We start from the raw sequence: 13,920 nt of genomic DNA on the forward strand, positions 1-13,920 counted from the left end.
CCTGCGGTTGGTAAACAGGTAGGCATGATGGGGCTGGGCGGCACCAAAGACCATGACCACGCGGCTCAGCAAGGTATCCATGCCAGCCCGCATGTCGACAGGTTCGGTACCCAACCAGATCTGGTCGATACGGATCATCGCAATAACCTGAGCAGCAAACCGGAACACTGCTCCAGTTGGTGCAGGGGCACACTCAACGTGACCTGGAGATCTTTACCTTGCATCTGCAACTGGCAGGAATGACTACTCACCGGTGCGGGTAGGGAAACCGCAACAAAGGGCATAGCCGTGTCGCTTTGCGTGGCCAGATGCTTGCCTTCGCGTTCATGTTCGCGTACCCAGCGGCGCAATAGGTTGGCATTCAACCCATGGCGTAGCGCCAGACCGGCGAGTGAAACACCGGGTTGTTGACTGGCCTTGACCAGCTCCGCCTTGAAGTCGGCAGAATAAGACCGTCGCACGGGCTTGAGGGGCATAATGTCATTCATGATCGTGTCCACTTAAAAGGTAATGGACACGATCTTGACGGACTAACCGGGGATCTTCAAGGTGTGTTCACAGAACACATACCAAGGAACCCCGACTGTGGCTAGTAGGTTACGGTGATTGGACAGGTCCGGCATCCGCCACGTTGGCTGGAGTCATGCGTGCTGCCCGAAGCTGCGTTGCAGAAATTGAACATAACCAGACTGAAGGTAGCTTCCACGGATAACATCTTGCATTTGTTAGGCGGTGGTGCGGGTAACCTGGCTGCATACTTGGCGGCCCATGTGTTGCTTTGTCTGTTGCCAAGATGTTCCTGGACTTGGGGATGCACCCAGGGCCTTTGTGGGCGTATTTGATGGCAGTCATTGGTCGCACTAAAACATTCGCATACGTTGGTTGGGTTGCCCTGTTGAGTGTGGTTTCAGGGTTGACCTATGGGGCATGGAGCTGCTGCCATTGTGTTTGGGCTGCTTCTGCGCAAATTGCCCCAGGCTGGTCATTGATATCAAACTGATTTTTTTTACAATGTTTTCACTCAGGGTGCGTTTGGGGTTGTGAATCATGCGTTGTGGTTGTGTGTTTAGAACCTCACCTTCAGATACAACGATCCGGCGTTGCTGGTGTTACCACCGCCGAACTCACCACTGTAGTTCAGGCCAATACTCGCGTTTTTATGCACATCGACCTCGCCATTCAGCCCTAACTGCAGGCTGTTGCGGCTGATTGGGGCACCATTAACGGTAAAGCGTGCCTCACGCAGCTGATCAAACTGCAGGGTGCGCGTAGGGGTCACATCCCCTTGCGCATGACGCCATCCTATCGACGCTGAGACACGCGCCGTGCTCTCATGGCTTAGCGCAAACTCCGAGTAGCTACGCAGGCCCAGGTTAAAGCTTGTCACATCATTCGTTTGGCGTTTGCCGTGTAAAGCCGCTTCGCCACCAGACTCGGTAAAACTGGCACTACGTTGTTGTGTCCAATCCAGCCGGGCAAAGGGTTGGAGCGCCGTACTTGTGCTCACCGGCATGGCATAACCTAATTCGGTATATGCCTGTACTTGTTGGCTGCGGTAGGAGGCACTTAACGATTGTGGCTTACCCACAGTAATACCATTGCGTTTCATATCTACATCGTGATGAGTCCAGGCGGCAGAAGAGTGCCAGTTCAGCCTATGACCATTTGATAACGCCCATTGTGTGCCCCCGTAAACGGCCAGGGTATAGCTCTCGGTCTTGGCATGGCTTTGACGATCGTGCACCCGTACTTTGCCATCGTGATAACCAAACGCTGCCCCAACATGCCCGCCGGTGCCAATGCGCGCATCACCGCCAATAAACAGCCCATTGGTGGTGTTGCGTACATCTGTCGTGCCACTACGGCCGTTTAGGTCTGTCCACTGACGTTGTACGCTGAGCCACAACGGAGATTGCGATTCAGAAAACCCTGTAAATAAGGTGTCCATGCGACGACTTGCCGCATTTGTCCATAGCTTGCTTTGCGTCAACAGGGCTGACTCTACGCTGGCATAGGCCTCACCACTTAGCTGATCCATTTTTGCGCCAAACCCAGTGCCCTGGCCATTTAACAACTCGTCATAAATGGTCGACAATCCTGTTGCAGGCTGATTGGATAAGCGGTCCAAGGCATTGGCAACTGCCGTCTGATTATGCCCTGAGGTGAAGTCCGAGAACGCTACACTATTGCGCTGCACATTAAACGATAAGCCCGATGCCGATGCGGTCGCCCGAGGCGTTAAAAACAATAGTGACGAGTCAAAAACAAGTCCTTGATTGGCGACTGTTCCGCCCGCTTCAAGGAAGTCATAAGCGATGCCTTGACGAAACACCTCACCTTGCAAGGCCACCACTGCACCGGATTGGAAGGTTGTATTACCCGTGACGTGCAAAGCATCCACACGATTGTTGTTATCTACCTCGATCGCCAAGGTCGAACCCGGAGTCGCCGTGTAGTTGCCATTCACCGTTAATGTACCAATAGAGTTGCCTGGTGCAACTGTTCCCTTATTGAGTACCGAGCCTGTTGTACCCGTTCCCTCTAACACACCTTGCGTATTGACCGTCGTCATTACGCCTGGGGCAATCTTGCCATCAACACGCAACACCCCTGCGTTAACGATATGATCACCCGTATTCTGCGTACCCGTAATGCGTAATGTGCCGCCGTCTACGGTGGTCGTGCCTTGGTACGTATTGCTACCGCTTAAGGTCAATGCTCCTGCACCCGTCTTACGTAACGAGCCCTTTTGGTTAAGAAAGTCGGGGTCTGTGGACAGGTCACTAATATCATTTGAAAACGTCGCGTTATACCCTTGGGTGTCGACATCAAACATCGATACAAATGCCGCAGGACCACGTACCGCTTTACCGGCGTTTAATAGCCCCCACCCAAATCGATCATCTAAACGATAGCCATCATAGGGGGTTAAGTCGGTCGCCGTGGTTAACAATGACTGCTGCAGGTGATAGGCGGTAAAGAAAGGAAAAGCTTCTTTAACTAAAGCTGCCACACCTGTCGCATGGGGGGCTGCCATCGAGGTGCCTTCCATCATGACATAGCCCCCGGCACTATGCACCGAATTGATGCCGACATAATCATCGGCATTGCTTCCCGGTGCAGCTAAACACCAGGCTTTTGCCAGGCCGCAGGCATTGGAATACCAAGCTAGATTAGGCGTGCTAGTCTCTAGATCCGCATTAACCGCCGTGACGGCGAGCCAGTTAGGCTGCAACTCTGGATATAACAAAGGCATCCCGGCAAAAAAATCGGGATTAGGCTGTACTTCGTTGCCCGTTGCAAACACCATCAAGGTGCCGGCTTTTTGTAGGTTGTGAAAGGAGTCAATAATATTGGGAAACAACGTTTTTGCATCAAAGTAATGCGTGGCCTCTGGCAAGAAATCAGCCACATTACAGGGCTGTGAACCATCACTGGCAGCCCCGCCACTACAATTGTTCACACCAACGCTATTATTGATCACTGCAAGGCGCTGCTCTGCCATGTAGTTCCACGCGTTCGAGAATATGCGATCAGTTATTGCAGCAAACTGCTGATAATCGTCATCGTCATCGTCATCGTCATCGTCATCGTCATCGTCATCGTCATCAAGAGTACCTAGTCCGTAACGAGCAACGAATAACTTCGAATTAAAGGCAACACCATGCATACCCACACCATCGCGATTAGCCGCGATAATGCCACTTACATGCGAGCCATGGCCCATCGGAATTTCATCCGTACCACTTTCTTGTGTAATTGCCTGTACTAAATTGAAGTCGTATCCGCCTGCAATTTTTCCTGCAAATTCCGGATGGTTTACAACAATGCCAGAGTCCACAACGCCCACAGTCACGCCTTGACCCGTATAGCCTTGGTTATACGCCTCAATCGTATTAATGAGTGAGAGGCCGCGCTGCGCGAAATATTCTGGCGTTTCGTATTCGCTCTGCGCGGCAGCAATGCTGGTTGTGAGCATAAAAACGGGAAACGCTCGCCACATCACAGATAGCATCTTTTGTCGGTTGCATTGTTTTTTTGAATTCATTTCAGCGCCTGTTTCACACGGTCTGGCTTACCGTGAACTGCAACGTTCACGTCTAGGCAAGAAAGTATAGATTGCAAATTTATAAAGCTAAACGATACCCCAAGACCTCGTTGTGTTTAACTGTTGTTGAGAGAGGCAACCCTGTGACTTTATGCATTGTACACGCATCAAACATCAAACATCAAACGTCTAGCGCTTGAGCGCGCCTTTTAATTTAGTGAGGTGCTCGACCGCCAGACCGGCCAGTGAAACACCGGGTTGTTGGCGGGTCCCTCATGAGTATTATATCGGGCGTCTTTTATCGGGCGTTATCCAGGCTCACCACATCTGTCGGCATTTTTCCTGACAACACCTGAATCAGGTTATTAGCCGCGCGGCGTTCAATGGCCAGGCGTACACGTGCCACCGCTGAACCAATATGTGGTGTCAACACTGTATTCTCAGCTGCCAGCAACGCCGGGTTAATGTTGTGTGGTCTGTCGGTTAGCAGCCAGTCTTCCATCTCGTAAACGTCGGCAGCGTAAGCACCTAACTGGCCTCTTTGCAAGGCACGGGCCACCGCCGCTTCGCTAACAACAGACCCTCTACCTATATTTACCAAAATCTGTCCTGGTTTAGCATGGGCTAACATGTCATCGTCAATCAGATAACGACTGCTCTCTGTTAGTGGCACCGCCATGAACAGGTAATCGGCTTGTGAGATGGCCGTTAAAAGATCGGTAAGCACAACACGGGTATTATGATTGACCGGATCAACACCTAAAATCCGTGCACAGCCGAAGCCTGACAGGCGCTCAACAATCGCACGCCCTACGGCCCCCAAGCCTACTACCGCCACAACGGATTGGTGCAAACCTGTACCATATAACACCGGGCGCCAGCCTTCATACTGACCTGTCCGCACCAAATTATCACCCAATCTAACATTTCTCGCCGCGGCTATTGCCAAACCAATAGCCAGCTCTGCCGTGGGTTCAGTCAGTAAATCCGGTACGAAAGAGACAATCACATCAGCTTCGTCGCAGGCCTGTAAATCAAAATTATCATAGCCTTTCAATGCGCAGGCTATCGTCTTCAAATGTGGCGCATTGCGTAAGAGTCCGGCATCAACGCGATCTGGCATGAATGCCATCAACGCTTCGGCATCGCTTAGATGTTGATACAGCTCAGCCTGGCTCCAGGGGGCTGGTCCTGGATTCATTACTACATTACCCACACTTTGCAGCATATGCAAAACCTCAGCATGAATCGGCTGAGTCACCACAATTTTTTTTGTCATAACGGGTTTCTTTTCTTGATCAAATTAAAAACCGGCCCTGTTTATTGCGTAACGGGGCCGCTCTAAAGAGTTACTTCAGGTTTTTGCGTAGCCAGCCACCCAGGCTATCGACTACAATCACGCAGGCCAATATCGACAGCAAGATCGCTGACACTTCGGAGTACTTGATGAGACGCAGGGCTGCCATCAGTTCAAAGCCAATACCGCCGGCACCCACAATTCCCAGTACCGCTGATGCGCGGAAGTGGTACTCCCAACGATAAATGGTAATGTCCGCCAACTGAGGCAACACTTGCGGCAATACCGCGTGGGTTATTACCTGGAACCGGCTGGCCCCTGCCGCAGCCGCTGCTTCCATGGGTTTCGGATCAACGTGCTCAATGGCCTCGGCATAAAACTTACCCACCATGCCTGTTGAATGCAATGCCAGTGCCAAGACCCCTGGAAGCGCACCAAAACCCACTGCCGCTACAAAGATGATGCCCAGAATAATTTCAGGCACTGAGCGGAATGCTGCCAGTATGACGCGCAGTATACGTCCCACCAACGGATGGGGGGTGGTGTTGGGAGCCGCCAGGATCGCGAGTGGTAACGACAGAATCACGGTCAAGGCAGTACCTGCCACCGACATTGCCAACGTGTCACGCAATGGGATGATCCAGTGCTGCCAACGGCTAAAGTCGGGTGGAATCATTTCCGATCCCAACTGTTTCATGGCGGGTCCACCATCAATAAAACGCTGGATATCAAAAAATCCAGTGATACCCAGTGCCACTAAACAGCAAAACACAATGAGTGCCGTTAACAATAAATGTCGCAGGTTGCGCTGGCGATCAGCTTCCAGCAAAGGCGCGTATTTCAGGGCGTTAGTCGTCACTTCATTTTCCCGATATCAAGATTGAGGATCGTCGCTGTATCACGCAGGACGTCATAGGCTTTGTCATCGGTTGGGGCAAATGCCTCAACGCGAAAACTCGTCAGCACTTCGGGGTCTTTCATCTCAAGAAACGCTTTACGAATCTGATCCTTAAGTTCAGGTGCCAGATTGTCTTGCATCACCATGGGGTAGTTGGGAATAGGCTCACTTAAGTCCAGTTCGATCACTTTTGATGGATCAATCGTTCCTTTCTTGATTAAGGTATCCAGGATCGGCTTAGACAAGCCACCTGCAGGCACCTGTCCGGCTTGTACGGCACGCGCTACGGCATCATGGGCGCCTAAGTGTATAGGGCGATAATCTTTTTCACCATCCAGTCCTGTTTTTTTCAGGATATGGGCACGGGGTGCCAGATGGCTGGATGTCGACGCTTGGTCGCCAAAACCAAATGATTGGCCACGAATATCTGCCAGACTTTTCACAGGGCCGTCGGCATTGGCGATCATCACCGATTGGTACGTAGGCGAGCCACGCTCCACGCCAACGGCAAAGGGTTCAATGCCTGGGGCTTTACTCTTTGCCAGCACATAAGAGAACGGGCCGAAGTACGCCACCTCGATACGGCCAAAACGCATCGCTTCAATCATTGACGAATAATCGGTTGTCACGATCAGTTCAATGTCTTTATTCAACGTTTTTTGCAAGTATTGCTTAAGGGGCTCCGCGTTTTGAATCAGCGTAGCGGCGTTTTCATCGGGTAAGAGTGCAACGCGTAAGCGGTCTGGGTTTTTGGCCTGCGCAGCCGCAGCCAAAGGTAAGGCGACCGCAAAAAGGCCCGCTACTACCGATTTCAAAACATGACGACGTGTCAACATAACAAACTCCTGGAAATTTAAGCTGCACACAGTGCAGGGATGTCTAAATTGGATTCGGATGCGTCTTGGCTGACACCTCCGGTGTAAAGTCTTTGGATATCGGCCTCAGTCAATGCCCCCGGTTTGCCGTCAAAAACGACCTTCCCTTGACTCAAGCCGACAATCCGGTCAGCAAAACGCTTGGCAAAATCAATCTGGTGCAAACTCACGACCGCGGTTAAGTGATCGGTTTTGCAGATGTCATGCAGTAATTGCAAAACGCTCTCGGCGGTGTGGGGATCCAGACTGGCAACCGGTTCATCGGCCAGCATCAGGCGTGGTTGCTGAATTAATGCTCGTGCAATGCCAACACGCTGTTGTTGTCCACCCGACAAAGCATCGGCCCGGGTTAGTGCCTTTTCAATTAATCCAACGCGGTCAATGGCACTTAGCGCCAGATGCTTGTCTTCTTTTGACCAAGGTAATAAAGACTGCAAACTGCTGCGGGTTGCCAGCAGTCCCATCAGCACGTTTGCCAATACAGTCTGGCGTCCGATTAGATGGTGTTGCTGAAACACCATGCCGGTGCGGCGGCGATGTTCACGCAAGGCTTTTCCGCCCGATAGGGGCTGGTCGATATCGTTCAGCAGCAACTCACCCGCAGTTGGTTTCACCAGACTGTTTAAGCTGCGCAGCAACGTCGATTTGCCTGCACCCGATGCACCCAGCAGGACTAAAAATTCACCCGGACGAATTGTCAAGGAAGTAGGTAGTAGGGCCTGATGGCCATTTTGATAGGTCACTGCAAGATTCTTAGTCTGCAAGAGCCATGAGGACGATGAAGAAGCAGTCATTAAAGTCACCTTTTATTACGTTGATCTGCACACCGGGCTATGGCTGATCAGCGGCGGTGTTCAAAGACATTGGTTGCCAGTATAATCAGGTGCTATTACGCTCCTATGTACGTTTTACATTGAATAATTACCCTATCTATAGATTTCATCTATGTCAGTAACCTCTTTAATTGCAGCGCTTAAAGCCTTTGACGCCACTGCCCGCGCAGGCACTATCACAACGGCGGCACGTCAGTTAGGTCTACGCCAGCCTACGGTATCGGCACATATCATTCGTCTGGAGTCTGAGTACGGGGTCGAGTTGTTTTATCGGAAAGGCCGTCGTTTAGAGTTGACGCAATTTGGCAATGCATTGCTAGAGCACACTCAACGGTTATTCAGTGCAGAACAAGATGCCCAGTTATTGTTATTGGCGGCAAAGACCCATTACAGCGGAACCCTGAACCTGCATGCCATTGGACCGCACAACATAACGCCTATTATCAAAGCCTATCGGGAGCAATATCCCGGCGTACACATCAGTGTTACTGTTGGTGACTCGCAATCCATCACGAAGCGCATTTTGAATTACGAGGGTGACATTGGGCTGGTATTGAACGAAATCACTGACCCCCAAATTTTTTGTATGCCTTATCGTGCGCAAAGGCTGGTCATCTTTGCCTCGGTTTCGCACCCTCTTGTCAAAAGAAAAGCAATACATATCAACGATCTGAACGGAGAAGAGTTTGTGATGCGGGAGCAAGGTTCAGGCACTCGCAAAGCTTTTGAAGATACCCTGAAATCCAAAAGCATCACAATTAAAACAAGCGTTGAAATGCGAAGTCGCGAAGCGGTGCGTGAGGCGGTGATTCAGGGGCTTGGGCTGGGCGTTGTGGCCAACACGGCTTATCAACCTGGCCCCGGCCTGGTGCTCCTGAACGTTGAGGGCTTTGATGCCCACACATTTACTCGCCTGATCTGTCGGGTTGAACGCCGAAACTCTCCACTAATAGCTAATTTTTTGCAAACCGCCCAGTTACAGCTCAATTTAGCATTGTCTTGTCCTGGTGCTGCCAATACCAAAAAACCATAAGCAGCCTGATGAGGCAACGATTGATCAAGTAGAAAACATATTTATTACAATAGAAATAGGTGGTAAAGTATTTTTTCTTATGGTAAAAATCTTTTGGACTATAGATTTTTCTGTTTTATCCTTAAAGAGATTCCATGAAAAAGCTCAAGATATTTGCACTGATGCTCCCTTTCGTTTGTGCAGCCAATTCCTCATTTGCTCTTGAAGAGCGAACCATTTATTCACCGACAGGTGAATCAGTTTTCAAGATCCGTTTTTTTGATGTGGGTGATGGCGCATTCATGTCAAACTGGCCTGAACCTTTGCAATCAACATGGAACCTGGACAGGTTACAGAAAGAAAAAATCACGAATGCGGTTTCATATTGGGCCGAATTGATCAAGCCTGATCCTGATACGTTACCTGCCGTTATTAATGTGGGTACCTTTGAGGATGTAAACGCGGCAGGCACCAGTGATCCGCTCACGAAACCAGATAGTTTTTTTTCCATTACGCAACTCCAGGCTGCCCTCTTAGGCGTTGGGGATGAGTGGCGCACCTTTGATTCGCATGCCCAGTTCGTGATGGGTAAGATGAACTTTGATACCGTTCCTTATATCCCTTCTCAACAGCCACGTCATGATGGTCCGGCTGATCTGGTGGGCACTGCTTTTCATGAACTGGCTCATGGATTGGGCGTGCTCAACTTTGTTTGGGAGGCCAATGGTCCTGCTACACCTCATTTTGAAAGTTTTCTTGGTTCATTGGGGCAGGGACTGCGCGATGATAATGGAAATCCGGCCCGCCCGGGACAAGCCATATTGTGTTCCTTGTGCAACAATCCCTACGATCCTGATGCTTTCGATGCCAGAAAAGACCAGGCCTATTTTTATGGCGAGAACGTGAGCGAAGTGTTGGGCGATGCCATGCCGGGTGTACCAGTCAGGATGCTGGCCTATAAGTTTACGGGAGAAAGCCGGCTTGATAATAATTACATGAGCCATTTCGAACTTAAGAATAGCATGATGAGTCATCAGTTCTATCGAAACTATACAACTTTTATGGAAGCGGAGTTGGCAGTTTTACAGGATTTTGGCTATGACATAGACCGGCGTAATTTTTTTGGATCCTCGGTGTATGGAAATGATCAGTACCTGGAGAACAACAACGGTTATTTCAAGAGAAATAGGGAAGGGACCGCCTACTTGCCAGGGCAATACAACACGGCGACTTTGGGTCTGGGATTGCACGTTTATGGTGACCGCAATACGATAGTCCAGCAGGCCGATCTGTTAAGTGAGGGTGCGGGGGGTGCCGGCATCCGGGTGGACGGGCAGGCCAATCACATTATTATTCCTGAAGGCACGCGTGTGCATGCCGATGGTTTGAATGGCCGTGGTGTCATGTTTTCCTATGGGAAAGACCATAACCTGACTCTGCGTGGTGACGTTCAGGCACTGGGCGATCTGGGTATTGGGGCAAGTTTTGACTTTGGCAATCATCTTTTGGGTAATGATTCTGAGTATCGGGGCTCCTACATTTTCAGTTCGGGTGATAAGCCGTATCCGATTCTGGCTGAGCTTAACGGTGCGTTGGTCAATTCCTTTGATATTACTGGGCGAATTGCCGGAAAAGCGCATGCCATTTATATATCGCGCAATGCCCTGGTTAACAATATTAATGTGATGCAAGGCGCGCAAATTCAAGGCAATATCCGCTCTGATTACGCGCAAGTGGATGCTGATGGAAACCCACGGCTGACCCAGATCAGTTTTGGGCAACTTGCCGATGCGAGCGGGCGTGCCACTGGCATGCCTGACGTTGGCTTCCGTTGGCGTTATGACGGCAATATCCAGGGGCTGGACAATATTGTGCTGGCGCCCATGGGCGGCATTACCGTCCTTAATGGCCAACATGAAATTTATGGCGTCAAAATAGGCCCCGAGGCCACGTTGGGAGGTAATAGCCGGTATGTCCTGAAACCGGGTTCCAGTTTTGTCAATGACGGTATCCTGTCCCCAGGCAACTCGATTGGCCGGATAGATATTGTTGGCGATTATAAACAGGCAGGGTCAGGTATTCTTCTAATGGAAACCAATGGTGCCCAGGAGCATGATGTTTTGGCCGTTAACGGTCAGGCCGAGCTGGACGGCATGCTGTTCCTGGTGCCTCAGGAGCGTGAGTGGTATGGCCAAAACTGGCGTTTACGCTCTAGTGACCTGATTCAGGCAGGGTCAATTGACGGAGATTTTAAAGGTCTTTTCGTTGGGTTGAATTCCCCGACACTTTCGGTCAGTACAAAGGCTTTGGGCGGCAACAGCGGATTTGAGGTTCGTATTGCCCGTCAAGAAAATGCGTACAGCCGCTATGCGGCCAATGATAATGCGACAGGGGCTGGTCGTGCCCTGTATAAGTTGGCCTCTGATGCCAATGCCGATACCCGCTCCCTGTTAACAACCCTTGATTTTTCCGCCAATGATGGCAGTGTCATTACAAAGGCACTTAATCAACTCACGCCTTCCGCCTATAGTGCCATGTTTGCCAGTTCGTTAAGCCGCGAACAGCAGGTGGGCGGTATTGTTTCCAGCCGTGCCTCCCGGTATTACTCAGGAGAGGCACGGTTTGATGGCTGGACAGGCTTTGCCACACCTTTTGGAGGGGGCGTATGGCAAGATGAACGAGGGTCCATGGTCGGTTACAGCAGTTCAAATTATGGGGTTTTGTTTGGCGCGGAAAAATACAGTGAGAACAATCCTGCCTGGGTCTTTGGTGCCTATGGCGCGGTTAGCGGTCAGTCTGTTGATGTTGACGATCCCTACAAAGCCAAGGGCACGTCTACGGCTTTCAATCTTGGGTCGCATGTCCGTTTTGCTCCAGATGAAAAAGCGGGGTTGTATGCATTTGGTCAGGTGCAGCTGGGTGTTGAGGATGCAAAACTGAAACGTTACATCAACTTTGACGGTTATTCTGCCAAACACACTGCCGACTGGACTGGCTGGAGTGGCTCCTTGACAGCCGGAGGGGGGTATCGCTGGGCCTTGTCCGAGACCGTTAGTGCAGGCCCGCTGGTGTCGCTGGCTTATACACACTTGTCCCGCCCCGATCTGACAGAGTCTGGCCCGCTTGCTACGCGTCTGGATATCAGCTCAAGCCGTTTCAACTCGCTTGTCTCCAGAATGGGTTTCAGTGTGGGGGTAGACTTGCCGCTGAAGAACGAGGCCGATTTGCGGGCGGATCTGCAGGTAAGCTGGGACCATGAATGGCAGGATCGGGATTCAATCCTTGATGTACATTTTGACGGCTATCCCCAGGCAGGATTTAGCAACAGGAATCAGGTTAGGGGGCGTGATGCGCTGGGTTTGCAGGCGGGTCTGGTTTACCAGGCAAGACAGAATCTTTCGATTGGGGCCAATATTTCCAGCCAGTTTTTCCGTACGGGACAAAATTCGGTGGCGGGTAACGTGTCGGTGAATTGGCAATTCTGAACGGGACGAATTATTGCATTGCAAATGCCTGTGCAATAAGTTCACGCCAGCAAGCCAAGTAGTGCCAGGCGTTGCCACTTTTCTGAAAACAGCTACGTTAAAAACGTTAATCTGTTTGACATTGGCGGCAGCCCCGGCACAGGCCTGTCAAGAGCCTATTCGGTGTGGGCGCTGAAGTCGCCCGTGATCGGGTCACGTACAAACAACAAACCTGTGGCAATACCAAAATAAGCACCATGCAGGGTCAGCTCGCCCGATTTCACCCGTTCACGCACGGCAGGGAAGGTCATGAGGTTGTCCAGGCTGTACTCTACCACTGCCCATTCAAGCTGGCGTATCCAGCTTTGCCGGTCTCCCTGTGGGGGGGCCCAGTTTATCAGCCACCGGGGCAATCTGGGACATCCATTTTCCAATGAAATCCCGCTGGGACAGCGGTGCTGCCTTGTTGGCATAGGCCGCAATGCCCCCGCAACTGGCATGCCCCAGGACAACAATGTGTTTAACCTTCAGGGCATTAACTGCGAACTCAACAGCGGCACTGGTGCCATGGAAAGAAGACTCAACATCTGACTCACAGGGAGGGATCAGGTTGGCAATATTGCGAATAACAAATATTTCACCTGGGCCGGCATCAAAGATGGTTTCTGGCGCAACCCTTGAGTCTCCACAACCGATAATCATGATCTCGGGATGTTGCCCTTCTTCTTCAAGTTTTTTATAGCGGGCATGTTCACGCTCAAGTTTGCCATGCAGGAAGGAGGCATAGCCTTCAGAAAGTTTTTTGGGAAACATAAGTGGTATTTTGCTTTTGTGCTTTTGGATAAGGGAGTTAATTTTATCATTGATCGTATTCATCTCTTTTTTGTCGCAGGGGCGAATAAATAAATTCTCGGGTGTTAATTTTTTTTCTGGTTGCATGGGAATAAGCAAACAGCTTATCAACAGGGTGTTAGCTCAATCCTGTTGTTGGCTTGTACATAATCGTTATTTCAGGTAGAATTTTCGCGGGTGTTAGCACTGCGGTGTTGCAGTGAAACAGGTTAATGCGTTGGTCGGGCCGCCACGCGGAGCGTACATACTTATGAACCAACACCCGTCACGGCAGCCTTTGCCACGTGCGCAAATTTTGGCTGAGCGCGCCTTTTCAACACTGGACCGTTTTCTTCATATTGAAGCGGTCAGCGGTATCGTTTTGTTAGTGGCAGCAGCCATTGCATTGATCTGGGCCAATTCCTCTTTTTCGGCAAGTTATTACGATCTTTGGCACACGCCATTTTCCATTGGCATTGGCACTTATGTATTTTCGCAATCGTTGCACTTTTGGATTAACGATGCGCTCATGACTGTTTTTTTTCTGGTGGTCGGGATGGAAATCCGCCGGGAAATTCATGAAGGGGCCTTATCCAATTTCAGGCTTGCCGCATTGCCACTGGCTGCCGCCATGGGGGGTGTCGTTGCACCGGCCCTGATAT

At 50.7% G+C, this 13,920-nt stretch carries 10 protein-coding genes and 1 pseudogene; 3 read left to right on the forward strand and 8 right to left on the reverse strand.

The window, feature by feature from the left end; translation table 11 throughout:
* The 7 genes from tnpB to phnC form a co-directional block, all read right to left on the reverse strand.
* The coding region (gene tnpB / locus JHL22_RS16240) for an IS66 family insertion sequence element accessory protein TnpB (protein ID WP_200239475.1) at nucleotides 1-138 on the reverse strand (138 nt) is incomplete at its 3' end.
* On the reverse strand, nucleotides 135-488 hold the full coding sequence (gene tnpA / locus JHL22_RS15545) for an IS66-like element accessory protein TnpA (RefSeq protein ID WP_200239477.1): 354 nt from the start codon (nucleotides 486-488) through the stop codon (nucleotides 135-137). The genes tnpB and tnpA, both read right to left, overlap by 4 nt.
* 578 nt (nucleotides 489-1,066) lie before the next feature.
* Complete coding sequence (locus JHL22_RS15550) at nucleotides 1,067-4,048, reverse strand: autotransporter domain-containing protein (protein WP_200239479.1); 2,982 nt, start codon at nucleotides 4,046-4,048, stop codon at nucleotides 1,067-1,069.
* A 298-nt stretch (nucleotides 4,049-4,346) separates the two neighbouring features.
* Nucleotides 4,347-5,327, reverse strand: a complete 981-nt coding sequence (locus tag JHL22_RS15555) for an NAD(P)-dependent oxidoreductase (RefSeq protein ID WP_200239481.1) — start codon at nucleotides 5,325-5,327, stop codon at nucleotides 4,347-4,349.
* 70 nt (nucleotides 5,328-5,397) lie between these two features.
* The gene (gene phnE, locus JHL22_RS15560; protein ID WP_200239483.1) at nucleotides 5,398-6,204 is read right to left on the reverse strand and encodes a phosphonate ABC transporter, permease protein PhnE; all 807 of its coding nucleotides are present in this window, start codon (nucleotides 6,202-6,204) and stop codon (nucleotides 5,398-5,400) included.
* Nucleotides 6,201-7,079, reverse strand: a complete 879-nt coding sequence (gene phnD, locus JHL22_RS15565) for a phosphate/phosphite/phosphonate ABC transporter substrate-binding protein (RefSeq protein ID WP_200239485.1) — start codon at nucleotides 7,077-7,079, stop codon at nucleotides 6,201-6,203. Before phnD ends, phnE begins: the two co-directional genes overlap by 4 nt.
* A gap of 17 nt (nucleotides 7,080-7,096) precedes the next feature.
* The gene (gene phnC, locus JHL22_RS15570; RefSeq protein WP_200239488.1) at nucleotides 7,097-7,912 is read right to left on the reverse strand and encodes a phosphonate ABC transporter ATP-binding protein; all 816 of its coding nucleotides are present in this window, start codon (nucleotides 7,910-7,912) and stop codon (nucleotides 7,097-7,099) included.
* 151 nt (nucleotides 7,913-8,063) lie between these two features.
* On the opposite strand from phnC, the gene JHL22_RS15575 reads away from it, so the two are divergent.
* Complete coding sequence (locus JHL22_RS15575; RefSeq protein ID WP_200239490.1) at nucleotides 8,064-8,984, forward strand: LysR substrate-binding domain-containing protein; 921 nt, start codon at nucleotides 8,064-8,066, stop codon at nucleotides 8,982-8,984.
* 134 nt (nucleotides 8,985-9,118) lie between these two features.
* Entirely contained in the window at nucleotides 9,119-12,448 is a 3,330-nt protein-coding gene (locus JHL22_RS15580) for an autotransporter outer membrane beta-barrel domain-containing protein (protein ID WP_200239492.1), read from the forward strand.
* Between the two features lie 155 nt (nucleotides 12,449-12,603).
* Here JHL22_RS15580 and JHL22_RS15585 read toward each other — a convergent pair.
* Nucleotides 12,604-13,240, reverse strand: a pseudogene (locus JHL22_RS15585) (carbonic anhydrase).
* A gap of 289 nt (nucleotides 13,241-13,529) precedes the next feature.
* On the opposite strand from JHL22_RS15585, the gene JHL22_RS15590 reads away from it, so the two are divergent.
* The coding region (locus JHL22_RS15590; protein WP_200239494.1) for a Na+/H+ antiporter NhaA at nucleotides 13,530-13,920 on the forward strand (391 nt) is incomplete at its 3' end.

Origin of the sequence: Advenella mandrilli (assembly GCF_016595155.1) — a bacterium.
Lineage (GTDB): Bacteria > Pseudomonadota > Gammaproteobacteria > Burkholderiales > Burkholderiaceae_B > Advenella > Advenella mandrilli.

What these genes read in the sequence shown, in the direction of transcription:
- JHL22_RS15580 (WP_200239492.1), top strand. Translation starts at nt 9,119, where the DNA reads ATGAAAAAGCTCAAGATATTTGCACTGATGCTCCCTTTCGTTTGTGCA.
- JHL22_RS15575 (WP_200239490.1), top strand. Translation starts at nt 8,064, where the DNA reads ATGTCAGTAACCTCTTTAATTGCAGCGCTTAAAGCCTTTGACGCCACT.
- phnC (WP_200239488.1), bottom strand. Translation starts at nt 7,912, where the DNA reads ATGACTGCTTCTTCATCGTCCTCATGGCTCTTGCAGACTAAGAATCTT.
- phnD (WP_200239485.1), bottom strand. Translation starts at nt 7,079, where the DNA reads ATGTTGACACGTCGTCATGTTTTGAAATCGGTAGTAGCGGGCCTTTTT.
- JHL22_RS15550 (WP_200239479.1), bottom strand. Translation starts at nt 4,048, where the DNA reads ATGAATTCAAAAAAACAATGCAACCGACAAAAGATGCTATCTGTGATG.
- tnpA (WP_200239477.1), bottom strand. Translation starts at nt 488, where the DNA reads ATGAATGACATTATGCCCCTCAAGCCCGTGCGACGGTCTTATTCTGCC.
- JHL22_RS15555 (WP_200239481.1), bottom strand. Translation starts at nt 5,327, where the DNA reads ATGACAAAAAAAATTGTGGTGACTCAGCCGATTCATGCTGAGGTTTTG.